This window comes from Streptomyces sp. NPDC033131, from assembly GCF_055578365.1.
Window position 1 is genome coordinate 258,328 of record NZ_JBVIPA010000003.1, and the last position, 18,779, is coordinate 277,106.

At 70.7% G+C, this 18,779-nt stretch carries 16 protein-coding genes and 2 tRNA genes; 6 read left to right on the forward strand and 12 right to left on the reverse strand.

The window, feature by feature from the left end:
• Position 1 precedes the first annotated feature (1 nt).
• The 3 genes from ehuA to ACZ5XS_RS06440 all read left to right on the forward strand — a co-directional run bounded on the left by ehuA (position 2) and on the right by ACZ5XS_RS06440 (position 1,919).
• Positions 2 to 778, forward strand: coding sequence for an ectoine/hydroxyectoine ABC transporter ATP-binding protein EhuA (gene ehuA / locus ACZ5XS_RS06430; RefSeq protein WP_468648327.1), 777 nt, complete (start codon positions 2 to 4; stop codon positions 776 to 778).
• A 222-nt stretch (positions 779 to 1,000) separates the two neighbouring features.
• Positions 1,001 to 1,759: an IclR family transcriptional regulator gene (locus ACZ5XS_RS06435; protein WP_468648329.1), complete on the forward strand. Its 759-nt coding sequence runs from the start codon at positions 1,001 to 1,003 to the stop codon at positions 1,757 to 1,759.
• Between the two features lie 86 nt (positions 1,760 to 1,845).
• Positions 1,846 to 1,919, forward strand: a tRNA-Lys gene (locus ACZ5XS_RS06440).
• An 18-nt stretch (positions 1,920 to 1,937) separates the two neighbouring features.
• On the opposite strand, the gene ACZ5XS_RS06445 is transcribed toward ACZ5XS_RS06440, so the two are convergent.
• The 5 genes from ACZ5XS_RS06445 to ACZ5XS_RS06465 all read right to left on the reverse strand — a co-directional run bounded on the left by ACZ5XS_RS06445 (position 1,938) and on the right by ACZ5XS_RS06465 (position 7,406).
• The gene (locus ACZ5XS_RS06445; RefSeq protein ID WP_468648331.1) at positions 1,938 to 3,539 is read right to left on the reverse strand and encodes an AMP-binding protein; all 1,602 of its coding nucleotides are present in this window, start codon (positions 3,537 to 3,539) and stop codon (positions 1,938 to 1,940) included.
• 58 nt (positions 3,540 to 3,597) lie between these two features.
• Positions 3,598 to 4,038 carry a hypothetical protein gene (locus tag ACZ5XS_RS06450; RefSeq protein WP_468648333.1) on the reverse strand — a complete coding sequence of 147 codons (441 nt, stop codon included), beginning with the start codon at positions 4,036 to 4,038 and terminating at the stop codon, positions 3,598 to 3,600.
• A 117-nt stretch (positions 4,039 to 4,155) separates the two neighbouring features.
• Entirely contained in the window at positions 4,156 to 4,761 is a 606-nt protein-coding gene (locus tag ACZ5XS_RS06455; protein WP_468648335.1) for a lytic polysaccharide monooxygenase auxiliary activity family 9 protein, read from the reverse strand.
• Positions 4,762 to 4,862: 101 nt separating this feature from the next.
• Positions 4,863 to 5,972, reverse strand: a complete 1,110-nt coding sequence (locus ACZ5XS_RS06460) for an SPFH domain-containing protein (RefSeq protein ID WP_468648337.1) — start codon at positions 5,970 to 5,972, stop codon at positions 4,863 to 4,865.
• Between the two features lie 102 nt (positions 5,973 to 6,074).
• Positions 6,075 to 7,406, reverse strand: a complete 1,332-nt coding sequence (locus tag ACZ5XS_RS06465) for a peptidoglycan-binding protein (RefSeq protein WP_468648339.1) — start codon at positions 7,404 to 7,406, stop codon at positions 6,075 to 6,077.
• A gap of 189 nt (positions 7,407 to 7,595) precedes the next feature.
• Between ACZ5XS_RS06465 and ACZ5XS_RS06470 the strand changes: the two genes are divergently transcribed.
• The 3 genes from ACZ5XS_RS06470 to glxA all read left to right on the forward strand — a co-directional run bounded on the left by ACZ5XS_RS06470 (position 7,596) and on the right by glxA (position 12,040).
• Positions 7,596 to 7,669: transfer RNA gene (locus tag ACZ5XS_RS06470), tRNA-Lys, on the forward strand.
• A 439-nt stretch (positions 7,670 to 8,108) separates the two neighbouring features.
• Complete coding sequence (locus tag ACZ5XS_RS06475; RefSeq protein WP_468648341.1) at positions 8,109 to 10,106, forward strand: glycosyltransferase family 2 protein; 1,998 nt, start codon at positions 8,109 to 8,111, stop codon at positions 10,104 to 10,106.
• Positions 10,103 to 12,040 (forward strand): radical copper oxidase GlxA, encoded by a 1,938-nt coding sequence (glxA, locus tag ACZ5XS_RS06480; protein WP_468648343.1) that lies wholly within the window; start codon positions 10,103 to 10,105, stop codon positions 12,038 to 12,040. The genes ACZ5XS_RS06475 and glxA overlap by 4 nt, the downstream gene beginning before the upstream one ends.
• A gap of 67 nt (positions 12,041 to 12,107) precedes the next feature.
• On the opposite strand, the gene ACZ5XS_RS06485 is transcribed toward glxA, so the two are convergent.
• The 7 genes from ACZ5XS_RS06485 to ACZ5XS_RS06515 all read right to left on the reverse strand — a co-directional run.
• Positions 12,108 to 13,127 carry a glycoside hydrolase family 6 protein gene (locus tag ACZ5XS_RS06485; RefSeq protein WP_217234859.1) on the reverse strand — a complete coding sequence of 340 codons (1,020 nt, stop codon included), beginning with the start codon at positions 13,125 to 13,127 and terminating at the stop codon, positions 12,108 to 12,110.
• A gap of 595 nt (positions 13,128 to 13,722) precedes the next feature.
• Positions 13,723 to 15,297: an LPXTG cell wall anchor domain-containing protein gene (locus tag ACZ5XS_RS06490; RefSeq protein ID WP_468648345.1), complete on the reverse strand. Its 1,575-nt coding sequence runs from the start codon at positions 15,295 to 15,297 to the stop codon at positions 13,723 to 13,725.
• 97 nt (positions 15,298 to 15,394) lie between these two features.
• Complete coding sequence (locus tag ACZ5XS_RS06495; protein ID WP_468648347.1) at positions 15,395 to 16,060, reverse strand: class F sortase; 666 nt, start codon at positions 16,058 to 16,060, stop codon at positions 15,395 to 15,397.
• A 5-nt stretch (positions 16,061 to 16,065) separates the two neighbouring features.
• Entirely contained in the window at positions 16,066 to 16,632 is a 567-nt protein-coding gene (locus ACZ5XS_RS06500) for a hypothetical protein (protein WP_468648349.1), read from the reverse strand.
• Between the two features lie 91 nt (positions 16,633 to 16,723).
• A complete protein-coding gene (locus ACZ5XS_RS06505) occupies positions 16,724 to 17,503 on the reverse strand; it encodes an HAD-IIA family hydrolase (RefSeq protein WP_468648351.1) in 780 nt (259 codons plus the stop codon).
• A 115-nt stretch (positions 17,504 to 17,618) separates the two neighbouring features.
• Entirely contained in the window at positions 17,619 to 18,467 is an 849-nt protein-coding gene (locus tag ACZ5XS_RS06510) for a hypothetical protein (RefSeq protein WP_468648353.1), read from the reverse strand.
• Positions 18,468 to 18,578: 111 nt separating this feature from the next.
• On the reverse strand, positions 18,579 to 18,779 hold a 201-nt coding region (locus ACZ5XS_RS06515), incomplete at its 5' end, for a hypothetical protein (RefSeq protein ID WP_468648355.1).

Here is an 18,779-nt window from a genome sequence, read left to right on the forward strand (position 1 = left end):
CATGAAAGAGCCCGACGCCAACGCCAACCGGCCGGTGGACGGCAGCGAACTGATCCGCTTCGAGCAGGTCACCAAGCGCTTCGGGACGAACACCGTCCTCGACCGGCTCGACTTCTCCGTGGACTCCGGCAAGCACGTCACGCTGATCGGGCCCTCCGGCTCCGGCAAGACGACGATCCTGCGGCTGCTGATGACGCTGGCCAAGCCCGACGAGGGCACGATCACCGTCGACGGGCAGCGGCTCTTCCCCGCCCCCGAGAAGCAGGTCCGCGAGGTCCGCAAGAACATAGGGATGGTGTTCCAGCAGTTCAACCTGTTCCCGAACATGACGGTCCTGAGGAACATCACCGAGGCCCCCGTCACCGTCCTCGGCATGTCCAAGGACGAGGCGGAGGAGCGGGCCCGCGACCTGCTGGAACTGGTGGGCCTGGCCGACAAGCGGGACTCCCGCCCGACCCAGCTGTCCGGTGGCCAGCAGCAGCGGGTGGCGATCGCCCGGGCGCTGGCGATGCGGCCGCAGGTGCTGCTCCTGGACGAGGTGACCTCGGCGCTGGACCCGGAGCTGGTCGCGGGCGTCCTGGACGTGCTGCGGGACATCGCCCGCACCACCGACATCACGATGCTGTGTGTGACCCACGAGATGAACTTCGCCCGGGACATCTCCGACCAGGTCCTGATGTTCGACTCCGGCCGGGTCATCGAGTCGGGACCGCCGGAGAAGATCTTCAGCGAGCCGGAGCAGGACCGGACGCGAGAATTTCTCGGCGCGGTGCTGTGACGACAAGAGGTGAACAGAGCTCAACACCCGAGGTCCACGGGTCGGAGCTTGTCACCGGCATATGCCAGAGTGTCAGCATCCCTGCTGAGAGGGCCACACGACCGACGTAATCTCGTCAACAGCCGCTCACTACAAGCCTCTTGCCCGCTATCGTGGAGGGGATTCGCTGTCCGGATTACGGCCCAGTTGCCAGAGCGACCGAGCGAGCGCAGGGGGAACACCGTGGCGCTGATGCACGAGCCGACCGCGCCGTACCACTCGGCCCAGGACGCACTGCGCGTCCTGGAGACCGTGGCGCGACACACCACCGGAGTCACCGACACCCGTCTCGCCCGCCTGACCGGCCTCAACCCGGAGCGACTGACCACGCTCCTGAGGATGCTGCGCCGCGAGGGTTACGTCGAGCAGGGCACCGACGGGGCGTACGTCACCGGCGCCGCCCTCACCCGCCTCGGTTCCGCCGAGGGTCGCGACCAGGCGCTGCGCGAGCGGCTGCAGCGCACCCTGGACCGGCTGCGCGACTCGATCGGCGCCGCCGTCTACATCAGCCGGTACGTGGACGGCGAGGTCACCATCGCCCAGTACGCCGACGGCCCCACCACGCCCTCGGTCAACGAGTGGGTCGACTTCCGCTACTCCGCCCACGCCACCGCGCTCGGCAAGAGCCTGCTCGGCCAGCTCGACCACAACGGCCGCCGGGATCATCTCTCCCGCCACAAGATGGCCCGGCTCACCTCCCGCACCATCACCAGCGACAAGCTGCTGCTCTCCCGCCTGGAGACCCAGCCGCCCACCGTGCCCCACCTCGACCTGCAGGAGTACGCCGTCGGCACGGTCTGCGCGGCCGTCCCGATCACGGCCGGCTCCTCGGTCGGCTGCCTCGCTCTGTCGCTGCCGGTCGAGCACGCCCACCGGCTCCGCCAGGCAGCGGACAAGCTGAACCGGGGGGCGGCTCCGGTGCTGCTGTCGTTGGCGATCTAGGGCAGCGGCACGTGGTCCGGAGCACTGCGTCGGGCCAGGTAGTATTTTCTTGTCGTCGGCCGCGAAGAGTGGTCGGCGGGAGTCATGCGCCGCTAGCTCAGTTGGTTAGAGCAGCTGACTCTTAATCAGCGGGTCCGGGGTTCGAGTCCCTGGCGGCGCACAGATGAAGGGCCTCTCGTCAGACGAGGGGCCCTTCGGCGTCTGCCGGGGTCAGCCTCCGGTACGCCTGCTCCCCGGGAGGCCGCCACCACACAGGATCGGCACACCGGACCCCCTCCTTCCTGAGCCGCGCCCGGTGGATCTTGTTCGTGGCGGTGACCGGCATCCGCTCCACCACCCGCACGAACCGGGGCGCCATCTTCGTCCCCAGGTCCGGCTGCGCGGACAGGAACTCGGCGAAGCCCAGGGGTTCGAAGTCCCCGGCGACCGCCGCCATCACCTGGTCCCCGGTCACCGGATCCGGCACCGCGTACACCGCGACGGCGACCGCGCCCTCGTACCGGGCGAGGATGTTCTCGATCATCGCGGCGGCCAGGTTCTCGCTGTCGACGCGCAGCCGGTCGTCGGTGCGGCCGGCGAAGTAGAGGTAGCCGTCGGTGTCGCGGTAGAAGAGGTCGCCGGTCCAGTACCAGCCGTCGTCCCGCAGCCGTGCCGCGTCCGCGTCCGGGTTGCGCCAGTAGCCCTCGAAGGGGCTGGGTCCGCGGTTCACCAGTTCCCCGATGGCCTCGTCGCCGTTCAGCAGCCGTCCGGCCGGGTCGAGGACGGCCGGCGGGCACTCCTGGCGGGTGGCCGGATCCAGCACCGCGAGCCCGGGCGTCGCCGGGCCGACCGCGCCGGGCGGGGTGCCGGGCCGCCACTGGATCGCCGCGCCGCCCTCCGAGGAGCCGTACCCTTCCACCAGCCGCACCCCGAACCGCCGCTCGAAGGCCGCCGCGTCCACCGCGCCCGCCTCCGTGCCGAAGCCCAGCCGCAGGGGGTTGTCCCGGTCGTCGGGGCGCGGCTCGGTGGCCAGGAGGTACTGGATCGCGCGGCCCACGTAGGTGAAGTACGTCGCGCGGTACTCCCGTACGTCGGTCAGGAACCGGGACGCCGAGAACCGCCGGCGCAGTGCCACGCCGGCCCCGGCCGCGAGGGCGGGGGCCCAGTCGGCGATCACCGCGTTGCCGTGGAACATCGGCATGCAGACGTAGTGCACGTCGTCCTGGCGGACGGCGAACTGGTCGGCCAGCGAGCGCCCGGCGGCGGCCAGGCGGCCCTGCGAGCACAGCGCGGCCTTCGGAGCGCCGGTCGAGCCGGAGGTGAAGTAGAGCAGGAGGCGGTCGGCGGGGGTGGCCCGGGAGGCGTCCGGCCGCGCGTCCGCGTAGGGGGCGAGCAGGTCCTCGTACTCCTGTGTGTCGGTCACCAGGAGGCGTACGCCGGGGAGCCGGAGGCCGGCGAGGAGGGGCAGGTGGGTGCGTTCGGTGACCAGGACGCGGCACTCGGTGTGCAGGATGTCGCGGGCGAGTTCGGAGCCGCGGCGGGTGGGGTTGACGCCGGCGACGGCGGCTCGGGCGAGGGCGGCGGCGCTCAGCCACATCGGGTACTCGGGGGTGTTGTCGAGCAGGACCCCGACGTGTGGACGGGGTGGCAGCAGGTCGGCCAGCAGCGCCGCCCTGGCCGCGGCACCGGCCGCCACCTCGTGGTGGGTCAGTGTCCCCTGTTCGCACCACAGTCCGGGCCGGTGGTCGCCCCACCGTGCCGCGACGAGTTCCGCGACCGTGCTCCGTCGACTGGCCTCCATGGCCGCGCACGATAGCTGACACTCCGTCAGATGTGGAGCCCGGGTCGTGACGCCGCCGTCAGACGAACACCACCAGCGCCACCGCCATGAAGCCGAGGCTCACCAGGGCGATCACGCCGAGGAACGCCAGCAGGCAGCCGGTGCTCGCCGCCAGCCGCCCTCGGGCCGGCGGCTTGGCCGTGGCCCGCTCCGGGCGGTGCGCCGCGTAGTGCACGAGGACGATGTCGCCCGCGACGGTCGTCCTCGAGCCGCCCGGCTCGTCGAAGCGGACGACGCGGCCCTCGTGCGTGAAGAACTCGTAGACGTGGTGCAGGGTCGTGTGCACGGACGTGCTGCCGCCGCCGCTGGTCGACGTGTACGCCCGCAGACAGCGCGCCTGGGCCGTCAGGCCGCTGTTCCAGGCGCTGCTGACCTCCTGGGCGCGTCGGATCACCGCGAACGCGGCGAAGCCCACGATCCCGAGCATGAGCAACGGCATGACGACGAAGATCGCTTCCACGGTGTCCCCCGATGTTCCGCACCGGTCCTGTTCGGCGGCGTGTGGGGAACCTACCCGCGGGGGGTGCCGGGCTTTCTCAAGTAAGGCTCAGAGTTCCGGCACCCCCGCGGGCGGCGGTCAGAACGTGACGTCCGAGCAGGCGTAGAAGGCGTTGGCGGTGTCCGCGACCGTCCACACCGCGACGATGACGTGACGGCCGCTCAGCCCGGAGGGCAGGGTGCCGCTGTGGGAGAGCGTGGACGGGGGTCGCTGGCCGCCGTAGGGGACGGTCAGGAACGGGGTGAGGTTGAGGTCGGAGCGGGCCAGGTTGTGGTTCTGGTTCCAGCCCGCCCTGGTGACGAAGTACTTGAAGTCGGTCGTGGCGTGCATGGCCGTGAACTGCCAGCGGAACGTGTAGCTCTGGCCGCCCGACACCCTCGTCGTGGGCCAGGCGCCGCCCGACGGGGTCTTCGGGCTGTCGAGCTGGGCGAAGGGTGTGTTGCCGCCGGAACAGATCCGGCCGTCGGCCGGACCGGACGCGGGGAATCCCTTGGGGCCCTCGACGCTCTGCGGCTCCCACTGGATGTTGCCGCAGTTGGTCACCGAGCCGTTCTGGCAGAGCTTTTGACGGCTGATGGGGAGGTCGGTGTAGCCGTGGCCGCTCGCGCCGCCGGACGAGAGCACGAGGGCTCCGGTCGTCGTGAGGCCGAGCGCGGCGGCGTACCACTTGGTCTTTTTGCGCATGCTGCCGCTCCTGGAGAACGTGGGGGAGGTTCACTGAGCTGTGCAGGTAGGTCTAGACCAAGTCCCAGGTTATTGCCGCCTCATGGGCATGTCCATACCAATCACGGCCCGGACTCTCCGCGCCCCGCGCAGAACGCCACCGTCAAGTCCTTCACCAGCGCCTTGCGTTCGTAGTCGTCCAGCGCCACCAGCCCCCGCACGGTCAGCCGCGTCACCGTGTCCTCCACCGAGTCGACGACCGAGGTGAGCACGCTCGCCCGGTGCTGGGCGTCCAGCGCGGCGATCCTTCGGCGGTGCATCGCGGACGCGACCTCGGGCGCGTACTCCACCCGTACCGGCTGCACCGAGAACACCTCGACCCCGACCGGCGCCACGTCGGCCGCGACCAGCCGGGTCAGCGCGTCCCCGCTCGCGTCGGCGGGCCCCCGCCCCGAACCGGGCATCTCCACCGGCACCCGGGCGAGCCCCGCCTCCACGCACTCGCGCAGATACGTCTCGTGGTCCTCGACGCCCAGCGTGGCCCGCGCGGTGTCCCGCACCCGCCACACCACCAGGACCACCGCCCGCAGCGCGACCCCGCTCGCGTCGGCCGCCGGCATCGGCTCGCTGCGCCAGTGCCGCAGCCGGACGTCCACCCGGCGGCGCAGCAGCAGCGGGTTGACCCACATCAGGCCGGTACGCCGGACCGTGCCCCGGTAGCGGCCGAACAGTCCGAGCACCCAGGCCCGCCCGGTCCGCCCCCTCGCCAGCCCGCCGAACCCGAACAGCGCGAGGCCGCCCGCCCCCGCGTACGCCGCCCACTGCGCGGGACCGAGACCCGTCCCGGCGTACGACGGCAGCCCCAGCGCCTCCACCACGAGCGGCGGCAGCGCGCCCGCCCACCACGACGTGGCCAGAGCGCCGGCCGCCCCGCAGACACCGGCGAACACGCCCGCCGCACCCGGCAGCACCCGCGCGGGCCGTTCCGTCAGCGCGGGGTCGATCTCCGGCGCGGGCCGCGGTTCCAGGGGCACCTGACGCCGGAACCGGGGCTGTTCCCCGGTCCCGTGCCGCCGCCCCACGACCGCCGGCTTCAGCGGCACCGACACCAGGTCGGGTTCGTCGCGGAACAGCAGGTGGACGGGGATCTCGGTGGTCGCCTCGTTCTGGATGAGCCGAGCGGGACGGGACGGCCCCTCGGACTCGGGGGTGTGGGAAGTGGTCGTACTCATGCGTGCCTCCAGCCTCCGCGCCAGATACGCCATGACAGTGCGTGGGATCGCGAGCAGATCGCGGGCAGTGCGTGGGGTCGGGACGGCGAGCGGTCCCCGGGGCTACGCGAAGAGCCGCCGCCAGGTCTCCGGACCCGGGTAGCCGTCCGCCGCGCCGCCCCGCCAGCCCTGGGCGCGCTGGAAGGCCTCGACGCCCCGCCGGTCCGCCTCGCCCCAGCGCGGTCCCGGCCCGGTCTTGTAGTACGTGCCGAATCCCTTCTTCACCAGCTGCTTCCCGAGCTCGGTGACGTACGTGTTGTGCGCCCCGGGCCGGAACATCGCCCGCCCCGGATAGCCGGACACCCCGTGGGAAGCGGGTCCGGCAGGCCCGGCCGCCCCGGCCGTGACGTCCCTGCCCTGCCCCGTCACCAGCAGTGCCCAGGTCCGCGGACCCGGCAGCCCGTCCGCGTCGGCGCCCCGCCAGCCCTGGGCCTGCTGGAAGGCCCGGGTCGCCCTGCGGTCGGCGTCCGACCAGCGCGGGCCGGGACCGGAGGTGTAGTACCGCCCGGCGCCGCGCTCGACGAGCAGGCGGCCGAGCTGGGTGACGTACTTGTTGTTGGCGCCCGGACCGAAGTACGCCGGTCCGGGGAACGGCGTCACGGCCGGCGCGCCCGGCTTGGCACTGTCGGGCTTCGTGGTGTCCGGTGGCGCCCCCGCCGTACCGGCCGCGAGCCCCTTGTAGCGGTAGGCGACGTACCGCTTGGAGTGGCTCCAGTAGGCGTACGGGGTGGACTGCCGGCGGGCGTGCGGGCGGGTCGCCTCGTAGGCGACGTAGTAGGTGTGCGTGTAGTCCGTCCAGCCGCCGAAGATCACCACGTGCGAGCCCTTCTCGGGATCCGCCGGGTTGTGGAAGAGAAGGATGTCGCCGGGCTGCAGATCGTCCTTGGCGATCCGCACCCCGTACTGGCCGAGGCTGCCCGTCCACTCGTTGCCCGGGAGATTCCAGGCCATCGACACGAAGCCCGAGCAGTCCTGCCGGTACCCGTCGGACCAGTACCCGGTCATGCTGTACGGCACCTTCGCGGCGACCCACTGCTTGGCCCGGGTGATGATGTCCGCGCGGGTGGTCGCGGGCGTCCTCACCGGGACCGCGGGCTTGGCGGGCAGCCCCCCGGGGCCGTGCAGCGGGGCCTTGCCGCCCTGCGGGGTCTCGGGCTCGTCACCTGCGGGAACGCCCGGACGGGCGGGCGCGTGGGAGGCGGCGACGGCCGGTGCCGCATGGCCCGACACAAGCGCCGTGGAGGCCGCCGCGGCGAGGAGCACCGCCCGGTGGGCGGCGGGATGGCGGCCGGCCGGGGACGACAGGGAGTGCGGCAGGACCCGCCGCCAGTGAACGCATCCGGGGCAGTCGCAGTCGCTCGCGGGATCGAATTCCTCGAAGACCGGAGTCGTCATGCGATTCCCTTCACATTCCAGATGGAAATGTCCGCACCTGTGCACATTCGACAGTTTCTCAACTGTCATCGAGACGCGCATGCTGACGGTCCGAATGATGTACGGCGGCCCGCTCCGGGGCGGCCGCCCGGCGGCGCCCGGTGGTCCGGGGCACTCTCCGGCATCCGGTAGAGTTGTGCAGGTCAGCGGGCGCCGCTAGCTCAGTTGGTTAGAGCAGCTGACTCTTAATCAGCGGGTCCGGGGTTCGAGTCCCTGGCGGCGCACAGACACGACAGGCCCCCCGCCCAGGCGGGGGGCCTGTCCGCTCTCCGGCCGGGTCGTCGGCCATTTCGCCGTGCACAATGACTCCACAAGTTCCCCACAGGCGCCACAATGAACGCGTATGACCGGTAAACACCGCGTTTCGCATCTTGCGATCATGATGAACACCGTAGAACCCTGGTTTTCAAGATGCTGCCGATACGCGGCAGTTGGGGGGAAGGATCCGGTTGCCCGGTTGATCGGGGAGAGGGGCCCCGTTCACGACCGGATGCCGAGGGGGGCATCATGCAACCGGAAGGTCGTGGTTCCGTGTCCTGTAAGTGTGGAGCATGTGGTGACTGCGACCCACCGCTGATACGCCTGTGAAGGTCGAGGGGGACCTGAGCAGACGTAAGGAAACGACGAAACACGCGGCGTTCCCGCGTGTGGGGGGAATGACTCATGACGTCGACGCCGACGGGCGCCCGGCAGGACCTCGATCCGTCCCAGACCACCCAGCTCAGGGTGCCTTCGCATCGGACCGGTTCGTTCCGCCGGATCAAGAAAACACTGCCCAAATACGACTACGAGCACTACAGCAGACTGGCCGGTCCCCTCACGCAGCCCGATCCGGGCAAGCCGTACAGGGTGCAGTACCGCTCGTTGATCTCGCAGGAGCCGCACCGCATCAGAGTCGCGCTGATGCTGGCCGCCGCACCCCTGCTCTCGCTGGTCCTGCTGGCCTGGCTGCTCCAGCCCGAGCACTGGACCGAGCGCGACTACCCGGCCTTCTCCTGGCTGCCCGCGCTCGACATCGTGATGCTCGTCTCGATCGGCCTGATCGAGTTCTTCCGGTGCATGAACGTGCTGTCGAACGCCCACGCCACCCTGGTCGCCCGCGACCCGATTCCGGTGGTGCCCGAGACCGGCACCAGAGTGGCGTTCCTCACGTCCTTCGTTCCCGGCAAGGAACCGCTGGACATGGTGACGAAGACCCTGGAAGCCGCGGTGAAGATCCGGCACCGCGGCCTCATGCACGTCTGGCTCCTCGACGAGGGCGACGACCCGGCGGTCAAGGAGGTCTGTGAGCGCCTCGGCGTGCACCACTTCTCCCGCAAGGGCATCGCGAAGTGGAACCAGGCCAAGGGCCCGCACCGCGCCAAGACCAAGCACGGCAACTACAACGCCTGGCTGGACGCGCACGGCGACAACTACGACTTCTTCGCCTCCGTGGACACCGACCACGTGCCGCTGCCGAACTACCTGGAGCGGATGCTCGGCTTCTTCCGCGACCCGAACATCGGCTTCGTCATCGGCCCGCAGGTCTACGGCAACTACGACAACTTCATCACCAAGGCCGCCGAGTCGCAGCAGTTCCTCTTCCACGCGCTGATCCAGCGGGCCGGCAACCGCTACGGCTCGCCGATGTTCGTGGGTACCTCGAACGCCGTGCGCATCAAGGCGCTCAAGCAGATCGGCGGCCTGTACGACTCGATCACCGAGGACATGGCCACCGGCTTCGAGATCCACCGCCACAAGAACCCGGCGACGGGCAAGAAGTGGCGCTCGGTCTACACCCCGGACGTCCTCGCCGTCGGTGAGGGCCCCAGCGCCTGGACGGACTTCTTCACCCAGCAGATGCGCTGGTCCCGCGGCACCTACGAGACGATCCTCAAGCAGTACTGGAAGGGCTGGTACTCGCTGCCGCCGAGCAAGCTCTTCAACTACACGATGATGATCATCTTCTACCCGATGTCCGCCCTCAACTGGATCCTCGCGGCACTGAGCTGCGCACTGTTCCTGGGCCTGGGCGCCTCGGGTGTGAACATCGACCCGACCGTGTGGCTGATGCTCTACGGCAACGCCTCCGCGCTCCAGATCGGCCTCTACATCTGGAACCGCCGGCACAACGTCTCCCCGCACGAGCCGGAGGGGTCCGGCGGTGTGGCGGGCATGGTCATGTCCGCCCTGTCGGCGCCGCTCTACGCGAAGGCGCTGATCGACTCCGTCCTGCGCCGCAAGAGCAAGTTCGTGGTCACGCCCAAGGGCGACTCCGCGAGCCCGGACAGGTGGTTCGGGACCTTCCGGTACCACTGGTACTTCATCGTGCTCTTCACCGGCTCGATCGTCGCCGGTTTCGTCCTCGGGCACTCGCACCCGGCGATGATCATCTGGGCGATGTTCGCCACGCTGATCACCGCCACGCCGATCTTCGCCTGGCGCCACATGCTCCGTCAGGCGAAGAAGAAGCCGGACGTGCCCACGCAGGAGCCGCAGGACGCGGTTCCCGCCCCTCAGCCCGCTGCCGCCGCGGGGACCTACGAGCCGCAGCCGCTGCCCGTGCAGCGCACACCGGCCCAGCACGCCCCGCAGCACAGGCCGAGCTGGGCCGCCTCGAACGGGACGGAAGACCAGACCATGCAGATCGCCCTTGGTGGACTTGGGGGACGTAAGGAATGAACGACCGTGCAGGCCGCCGCCGCGCCCGTCGACTCGCGATAGGTACGGCGGTGGTGCTCGCGCTGGCCGGGATGAACGGGCCGTGGCTGTACCGCTTCGGGACCGAGAAATACCACCAGTACCAAATCAACAAGCCGGAATACAAAGCCGCGAACGGCAAATGGGACGTCATCGAGTTCCCGGAGAAGTACCGGCAGAACACCATCCACGCGGCGCTGCTGCGCACCGGCAAGGTGCTGCTCGTCGCGGGGTCGGGCAACAACCAGGACAACTTCGACGACAAGAAGTTCGACACCCGGATCTGGGACCCGGTCAAGGGCACCATCAAGAAGGTGCCGACGCCCAAGGACCTGTTCTGTACCGGCCACACCCAGCTCGCCAACGGCAACCTGCTGATCGCCGGCGGCACCAAGCGGTACGAGAAGCTGAAGGGTGACGTCACCAAGGCCGGCGGCCTGATGATCGTCCACAACGAGAACCCGGACAAGCCGATCACCCTGCCCGCGGGCACCACGTTCGTGGGCAAGGAGAACGGCAAGACCTTCGTGTCGAAGGACCCGGTCGTCGTCGAGCGGGCGACGAAGAAGTTCGACAAGACGACCGGCGAGTTCCTCGGCAACACCCCGGGCCTGGGCCGTATCTACGTCGAGGCGCAGAAGAGCGGCGCCAGGTACGAGACGGGCACGCAGGACAACTACAAGGTGCAGGGGCTGTCCGGCGCCGACGCCAAGAACACGTACGGCATCGCGCAGAAGCTCGCCCTGGACAAGAAGGACTTCCAGGGCATCCGGGACGCCTTCGAGTTCGACCCGGTCGCCGAGAAGTACATCAAGGTCGACCCGATGAAGGAGGCCCGCTGGTACCCGACGCTCACCACCCTGAGCGACGGGAAGATCCTCAGCGTCTCCGGCCTCGACGACATCGGGCAGCTGGTCCCCGGCAAGAACGAGGTCTTCGACCCGAAGACCAAGAAGTGGTCCTACCTGCCGGAGACCATGCAGTTCCCGACGTACCCGGCGCTGTTCCTGATGCAGAACGGCAAGATCTTCTACTCGGGCGCGAACGCGGGCTACGGTCCGGACGACGTGGGCCGCGACCCGGGCGTCTGGGACGTGGACACCAACAAGTTCACCAAGCTGCCCGGACTCAGCGACCCGAACATGCTGGAGACCGCGGGGACCGTGCTGCTGCCGCCGGCGCAGGACGAGAAGTACATGGTGATCGGCGGCGGCGGGGTCGGCGAGTCCCAGCTGTCCAGCAACAAGACGCGGCTCATCGACCTGAAGGCGGACAGCCCGAAGTTCGAGGACGGGCCGAGCATGGAGAAGGGCACGCGCTATCCGCAGGCCTCGGTGCTGCCCGACGACACGGTTCTCGTGTCGGGCGGTTCGGAGGACTACCGCGGACGCGGTGACTCCAACATCCTCCAGGCGCGGCTGTACCAGCCGGACACGAAGACCTTCAAGGAGGTCGCCGAGCCGCTGGTGGGCCGGAACTACCACTCCGGGTCGCTGCTGCTGCCGGACGGGCGGGTGATGTTCTTCGGTTCGGACTCGCTGTACGCGGACAAGGCGAACACGAAGCCCGGCGAGTTCGAGCAGCGGATCGAGATCTACACGCCGCCGTACCTGTACCAGGGTTCGCGGCCCTCGCTCTCGGGCGGCCCGCAGACCATCGAGCGCGGCGAGTCGGGGACGTTCACCTCGCAGCACGCGTCGTCGATCAAGTCGGTGCGGCTGATGCGGCCCAGTGCCGCGACGCACGTGACGGATGTCGACCAGCGGTCGATCGCGCTGGACTTCAAGACGTCGGGCGACAAGGTCACCGTGACCGTCCCGAAGAACAAGAACCTGGTTCAGTCGGGGTGGTACATGGTGTTCGTGAACGACGACCAGGGGACGCCGAGCAAGGCGCGGTGGGTCAAGGTTCCCTAGCCCGTGGGCAGTACGCGTCTGGGGGCGCCCTCCGTCACGGAGGGCGCCCCCAGACGCGTGGAAGGGACTATCCGGAAGCCTTGGCCAGCTTCAGTGCGTAGTCCGCCCACCACTCCCCGGCCTTCGGGCCGCCCTTGCACTCGCCGTCCGACTCCCCCGGGCGTTTGACCCAGAGGTAGGCGTCCACCAGGGGGTCCGCCGTCTTGGTCGTCGGGGTCTCCCCCAGCGCCCGGCCGGGCGGGTTGCACCAGCGTTCGTCCTGGTTTCCGCCCGTGTACGGGCCGTTGCCGTTGCGGCTGGTGTCGATGACGAAGGGCTTGTTGCCGACCTTCGAGGAGAGGTTCTTGCCGTAGGCGATGGACTCCTGGGTGGAGTAGAAGTTGGAGACGTTGACCGAGAAGCCGTCGGCCTGGTCGATGCCCGCGCGCTGCAGGGGCTCGAAGATCTGGTCGGGGTTGCCCCAGCCGGCGTTGCCCGCGTCGATGTAGACCTTGGTGTTCTTCAGGGTCTTGAGCTTGCCGACGGCCTCCGTGAGGAGGGCGTAGCGCTCCTCGTGGAACTCCTCGCCGGTACAGCCGTCGACCAGGTGCAGTACGGCGTCCGGTTCCAGGATCACCGTCGCCGAGCGGTCGCCGATGCCCTTGGCCACGCCGTCGATCCAGGTCCGGTAGGCGTTGCCGTCGGCGGCGCCTCCCTGCGAGTACTGGCCGCAGTCGCGGTGCGGGATGTTGTAGAGGACCAGCAGGGCCGTGCGGTCGGCCTTCTCGGCGGCCTCGGTGAAGCCGCGTGCCTCCTGCTCCGGGTCCTCCACGCCGATCCACTCGCCGGTCGGCTGCTCGGCGATCTTGCGGATCTGCTCGGCCTCCGCCTTCTTGCCGGACTTCTCGTAGGCGACGACCTGCTCCGCCGCGTTGCCGGCGGGGTTGACCCAGAAAGGGTCACTCGCCTTGGGCTGCTGTGTGATCCCGGCGCCGGCGCCGTCCTTCTCGTCGTCCCCGTCCCCCGACGAGGAACATCCCGCTATCAGCAGTGCCGCCCCCAGCACCGTCGCGGAAGCGCGTGTTCGAGCCCCCCAGCTGACGTACATCCAACCCCCCTTGGGTGCACCGTTCCAAGCCCCAATCCTGACACACCCGCCGCGCGGCCCACGACGCCGTCCGCGCCTTGTCCAAGAGCTGTTACGGCCCCCATGGCCCAGGGCGGCGCGCGCCCGCACAAAGCGCGCGCGACCAGGCGCGGTTTCGGCCGGACCGGTGCGGCAGGGCGCGCGTCGAACAGGCCGAGGGCATGCGCACCGAGCGCCGGCTGCCGCCCGCCCGGGTCGCGAGGGCGGTGGTCGTGGTGGCCTCCGCCCCCGGCTCGCGGGCGACGGAGAACCGCGCGAGGAGACGCGGATCGGCGGGACGCCGGAGAAACCGGGTACCGCCCCGCGCACTTCGCGTCACCAGCGGGGATGACGCACAGCCACCGGACGGGAGCTTGGCGTCAATCGACCTCTAGGCCCCTGCGCTCATCCGCCCTAGAGTCTTCTCATACGGCCCCAGCCCCTGGCCACTCAGGCCTCCCGCGCCGACGCCGGGTTTCTCCCGCAGCCCGTGCGCGCGCGGTCGAGGACCAGCCCGGTCGGCGGCTTCGGGGGGAGCGGGCCGCCGACCGGGCCGGGTGCCGGCCACAATCACCTGTCAGGCCCGGTTGCGCCGGACGAACAGGACCAGTGCGCCGCCGAGCAGGAGAGCGCCCGTGGCGGCGGCCACCAGCGGCCGGGTGCCGTTGCCGCCGGTGCTGGCGAGGGAGCCGGTGCCGGTGCTGTCGTCGGCCGCGGAGACCGTCTGGGTCCGGGGGCTGTTGCCGCCGGCCCCGGGGGCGGCGGACGCCGACGCGGAGGCACTCGGCGCGGGGGCGCCGTCGGCGCCGCCCTCGACCTTGACCGTGACGGGCGCGGTGTCGTTGCCGTGCTCGTCGTCGAAGGTCATGGTGTTGCCGTACGCCGTGGTGGCCAGGGCCTCGCCGGTGGTCGTCCGGGCGTTCTCGCGGATCTGCAGGCCGAACCGGAAGGAACGGGTGTCCCCGACGGCGAACTGGACCGGACGGGGGTGGCAGATGTACTGCGGCGCGCCCGGCGTCTGTTCGCCCGTACCGGACTCCGCCTCCTCGTTCCACACGCTGCAGCGGTCGGGGACCTCCACGGCCTTGGTGCCGGTGGGGACGGTCACCAGCAGCGCGGGCTGGTCGTCGCTGGCGTTGTAGCCGACCCAGCCCGGGCCCTCGTTGCTCAGGGAGACGTCCACGTGCACCAGGTCGCCCGGTGTGCCCTCGGCGGTGTCGCCGCCCGCGACCATGTCGGCGGTGCTGTCGGCGTCGATGTGCCGTCGGCTGATCGGTGTGCCGTCGGTGGCCGCGGCTCCGGCGGCGACCAGGGAGAGCGCGGGACCGTTCCCCGCGGGAGGCTTGGTGTCGCCGCCGGTCAGGGGCAGTGCCTCGTGGCTGAAGTACTCGAACAGGGCCTGCGGGGTCACGTCCAGCTCGACCGGCTGCTCCAGCCGGTAGCTCTTGCCGGGCTCGACGACCGTGTCGAACGTGCACAGCGCCTGCTCGGTCGGACCGTAGGCGTCCCCGACGGCCTTGGAGTACACGCAGTTCGAGAAGCGCTCCGCGTACGCGAGCCCGATGGTGGTGCGCAGCCGCAGCTGGACCCCCTCGGCGGGCAGCGTGCCGGTGTTGCTGATCGTGACCGGGGACTCGACCGTGGAGCCGGGCTTGTCACCCTTCCGGTCGGGCAGCTTGTTCACCGTCAGCTCGGTGGTTCCCGCGGTCAGTTCGACGGGGACGGACACCACGGTGCCGTTGGACGACGTGCCGCTCAGGGTCACCGTGCCGGTGGTGCCGAGCGGGGTGCCGGGCTTGGCGTTCAGATCCACGATGTAGCCGGCGTTGTCGCCCTCGGGGACGTCCTCGAGCGCGGGCCAGGTGAAGGTGTCGAGCGACTTTCCGTTGACCGTGACCCAGTCCTTGACGGCACTGAGGTCCGCGCTGATGGTCACGTCCTTCGCCGCGCCGGGCCCGTCGTTCCTCAGGAGCCAACTGATCTGCGGCGGATCATCGCTCGGCGGTACGGGCAGCCCGATGGCCTCGCTCCGCACGTCGATGTGCACGACCGGGCCGTCGGCCGCCCGGGCGGACGTGACGGGCAGCCATGCCGCGACGGCGGCCGCGAAGGCGGCCAGAACCGCCCCCGTCCTGCGTCGGCGGTTGATCATCCCTGGGTTCCTCCCCGCAGGGCGAACCTCGCCCCGCCAGCCACTCAGACATCCGACCGCCACCCAGGGTTGTACGGGAGTTGGTTGTACGGGAGTTCTAGAGTCCGCTGCCCGTGAGGTACGCCGAGACGATCACGTTCGCCGTGTAGCTGCGGCTGGCCCGGTCGAAGCTGCCGCCGCAGGTGATCAGTCGCAGTTCGGCCCGTCCGGTCTGGCGCGGGCCGTAGGCCTGCTGCGCGTCGAAGTGGTCGCGGGTGACGACCTGGACGTCGTCGACCGTGAACTCGGCGACCTTGCCGTCGTCGCGGATCACCCGGACCGTCTCGCCGGGCTTGAGGGAACTGAGCTTGTAGAAGACGGCGGGCCGGGTCCGGGTGTCGACGTGCCCCACCATCAGCGCGGTCCCGGCGGCCCCCGGCCGCACGCCCCCGGCGTACCACCCCACGATCCCCGACTGCTCGAACGGCGGCGGGTCGATCGCGCCTTCCGCGTCCAGGCCGCGCGCCACCACGGGCGCCTGCACGCCGAGGTAGGGGATGTCGACGCGCTGCGGCAGGGCCGCGCCGAGCGGCCGGTGCGCGGGCGGCAGCTCCACCTCCGGCGGCCGCCCGACCGCCGCCATGTCTCCCGTGGTGGGCGCGGATATCCCGGGGCGTACGTCGGTCACCTCGCGCCCCCACAGCCACAGCCCGAGCAGCAGCAGCGCCCAGGCCACGCCGGTCACCAGACGGCCGGTGGTGAAGGAACGTTCGTGGTCGGACATGGCGGTCAGCCCGTCCCGCGGCTCCGGCGGGTACTCCGGAGCACGACGGCCACCGCGGCTGCCGCGGCGAGGATCAGACCGATCACGGCGTGCCCGGTGCCGGGACCGGCGGCGGCGCGGGCGTCCTCGGCGGCGTCCACGGCCGCGAGGCGCGCGGTGCCGCCGCCTCCGGCCTTCACCGGGGCGACCGGGGAGGCGGGGGTGGTGGGCTGGTGTTCGGGCCGGCCGGACCGCGGTGCCTTCTCCACGACGGTCAGGGAGGCCTTGCGGTCGCTGTCGCCGCAGGTGACCTTCACCTCGTAGGAGCCCGCCTCGACCGAGGTGCTCACGCGGGTCTCGCCGACGAGCGTGCCGTCGACGCCGGTGAGCTCGATGTCCGCGACGAAGGCCGCCGAGACGGCCGTGGCGGTCCGGGACGTGCAGTCCGAGACCCGCAGCGCGATGTCGGTGCCGGGGGCGGGGGACGAGGGGGTCACCGCGATGCCGCTGCCCCCGTCCGCCGCGTACGCCGTCGGGGTGAGCGCGGTGGCGACCATGAGAGCGGTGCAGAGAGTGAGACGTGCTGAACCCATCGTGAACCTCCAGATACCCGGAGCCTCCCCCTCGGGCCGCGGCCCCGCACCCTCAGCGGGGCCGCACTGCTCCGAACGGGTCAAGAAGGTTTCAGACCCGGTCGACGAGGTCCGCGATCGAGTCCACGACCTTGGACGGCCGGTACGGGAAGTTCTCGACCTGCTCGGGCCGGGTCAGGCCGGTGAGCACCAGGAACGTCTGCATTCCGGCCTCTATGCCGGCCAGTACGTCGGTGTCCATGCGGTCGCCGATCATGGCGCTGGTCTCGGAGTGCGCGCCGATCGCGTTGAGCCCGGTCCGCATCATCAGCGGGTTCGGCTTGCCGGCGAAGTACGGCTGCCTGCCGGTCGCCTTGGTGATCAGCGCGGCGACGGCGCCGGTCGCCGGGAGCGGGCCCTCGGTGGAGGGGCCGGTCTCGTCGGGGTTGGTCGCGATGAAGCGGGCGCCGGCCTCGATGAGCCGTACGGCCTTGGTCATGGCCTCGAAGGAGTACGTGCGGGTCTCGCCGAGGACGACGTAGTCCGGCTCGTGGTCGGTGAGGATGTAGCCGATGTCGTGCAGCGCGGTGGTCAGGCCCGCCTCGCCGATCACGTACGCCGAGCCGCCCGGCCGCTGGTCGTCCAGGAACTGGGCGGTGGCCAGCGCCGAGGTCCAGATGGACTCCACCGGCACGTCCAGGCCCATGCGCCGCAGCCGGGCGTGCAGATCGCGCGGGGTGTATATCGAGTTGTTCGTGAGGACCAGGAACGGCTTGCCGGACTCCTTCAGCCTCTTGAGGAAGGCCTCGGCGCCGGGGATCGGTACGCCCTCGTGGATGAGCACACCGTCCATGTCGGTGAGCCACGACTCGATGGGCCTGCGGTCTGCCATGTGCGGGGTCTCCTGCCGTACGCATGCCGCATGAACGCGGTGCTGGGTGCGCCCAGCCTAGACAGTGGCCGGATCTTGGGGAACGACCCGTTCCGGGAGACGGGGGCAGACCGGGTCAGCGACGTCCGCGGGCCAGCAGCAGGGCACCGCCGGTGACGAGCAGCAGGGCGAGGGCCGCGAGGGCGACGGCTGTGCGGAGGCCGGTGAGGGCGAGTTCCTGGGCCTCGTCGGAGAAGGGGAGGCGGGGGGTGGTGGGGGTCGGGGTGGAGGTGGGGGTCGTGAGGGTTGTGGGGGTTGGGGTGTGGGCGGTGTCGGTCGTGGTGTCGGTCGTGGTGTCGGTCGTGGTGTCGGTGGCGGTGGCGGTGGGTTCGAGGCCCGGGCTGCGCTCGGGGGACGGTTCGGTGTCGATGCCGAAGCGGTAGTCGTTGGACTGGCCGATCCACTCGCCGTCGTCGTCGTGGCGTTGTACGACGGCCGCGTTGGCGGTGACCTCGTTCGGTACCGCGTCCGAGGTGACCGCGAGCCGGACCTTCACCGTGAGGGTCTGTCCCGGCCCGACGGTGAACCCGGGGAAGCCTGCCCGCTCGTCGGCGAAGGCGCCCACGAGCTCGTCGGCGTCGGTGCGCTCGACGCGGACGGGGTGGGGGCGGGTGCTGCCCCGCACGGTGCCGTCGTAGAACTCCAGGCGGGGCTGAGAGGGTTCCAGGGCCCGCCGCTCGTCGGCGAGGACGACGACCGGGTGGATGTTCGCGCAGGTCCGGGTGGTGGTGTTGGTGAGGTCCAGATACCAGGTGCCGTATCCACCCCCGGCCTCGTAGGAGGGGGGTCCGCCGTGAATACGCGTGGTGACCGGAAAGGCCTGGTCCCCGGAGGCGGCACAGAGACCGCCCGAGTCGGCGGCGTACGCCGACATGGGGAAGAGGGCGGCGGCTGCTGCGAGACAGAGGGAAACGGGCACGGGCATAGGCAGTCGCATAAACACATGACCATGCCGGGCAAGGACGGACCAACGAGGACGCCATGCCGGTCGAGCACACGGCGGGGGCGTGATTCCGCCCGATTGGCGGGGCACCCGTCACCCCGCGGGCAGTCGTGCCGCTGGTGCGGCACGGACGCAGCCCGCCGCCAGCTGTGCCCGCCGCCAGCTGTGCTCGCGGGCCGCGGGCAGCCCACCCCGCCACCCCGCGGGCAATCGTGCCGCCAGGGCGGCACGGGTGGGCGCGGACGGCACCCCGCCAACGCCGGGCAGCGCGACCCACCCCCGCCGGGCCCCGTC

Coding starts and splice junctions, on each gene's coding strand:
- ehuA (WP_468648327.1), top strand. CDS start 2: ATGAAAGAGCCCGACGCCAACGCCAACCGGCCGGTGGACGGCAGCGAA.
- ACZ5XS_RS06445 (WP_468648331.1), bottom strand. CDS start 3,539: ATGGAGGCCAGTCGACGGAGCACGGTCGCGGAACTCGTCGCGGCACGG.
- ACZ5XS_RS06455 (WP_468648335.1), bottom strand. CDS start 4,761: ATGCGCAAAAAGACCAAGTGGTACGCCGCCGCGCTCGGCCTCACGACG.
- ACZ5XS_RS06460 (WP_468648337.1), bottom strand. CDS start 5,972: ATGAGTACGACCACTTCCCACACCCCCGAGTCCGAGGGGCCGTCCCGT.
- ACZ5XS_RS06465 (WP_468648339.1), bottom strand. CDS start 7,406: ATGACGACTCCGGTCTTCGAGGAATTCGATCCCGCGAGCGACTGCGAC.
- ACZ5XS_RS06475 (WP_468648341.1), top strand. CDS start 8,109: ATGACGTCGACGCCGACGGGCGCCCGGCAGGACCTCGATCCGTCCCAG.
- glxA (WP_468648343.1), top strand. CDS start 10,103: ATGAACGACCGTGCAGGCCGCCGCCGCGCCCGTCGACTCGCGATAGGT.
- ACZ5XS_RS06485 (WP_217234859.1), bottom strand. CDS start 13,127: ATGTACGTCAGCTGGGGGGCTCGAACACGCGCTTCCGCGACGGTGCTG.
- ACZ5XS_RS06490 (WP_468648345.1), bottom strand. CDS start 15,297: ATGATCAACCGCCGACGCAGGACGGGGGCGGTTCTGGCCGCCTTCGCG.
- ACZ5XS_RS06495 (WP_468648347.1), bottom strand. CDS start 16,060: ATGTCCGACCACGAACGTTCCTTCACCACCGGCCGTCTGGTGACCGGC.
- ACZ5XS_RS06500 (WP_468648349.1), bottom strand. CDS start 16,632: ATGGGTTCAGCACGTCTCACTCTCTGCACCGCTCTCATGGTCGCCACC.
- ACZ5XS_RS06505 (WP_468648351.1), bottom strand. CDS start 17,503: ATGGCAGACCGCAGGCCCATCGAGTCGTGGCTCACCGACATGGACGGT.
- ACZ5XS_RS06510 (WP_468648353.1), bottom strand. CDS start 18,467: ATGCCCGTGCCCGTTTCCCTCTGTCTCGCAGCAGCCGCCGCCCTCTTC.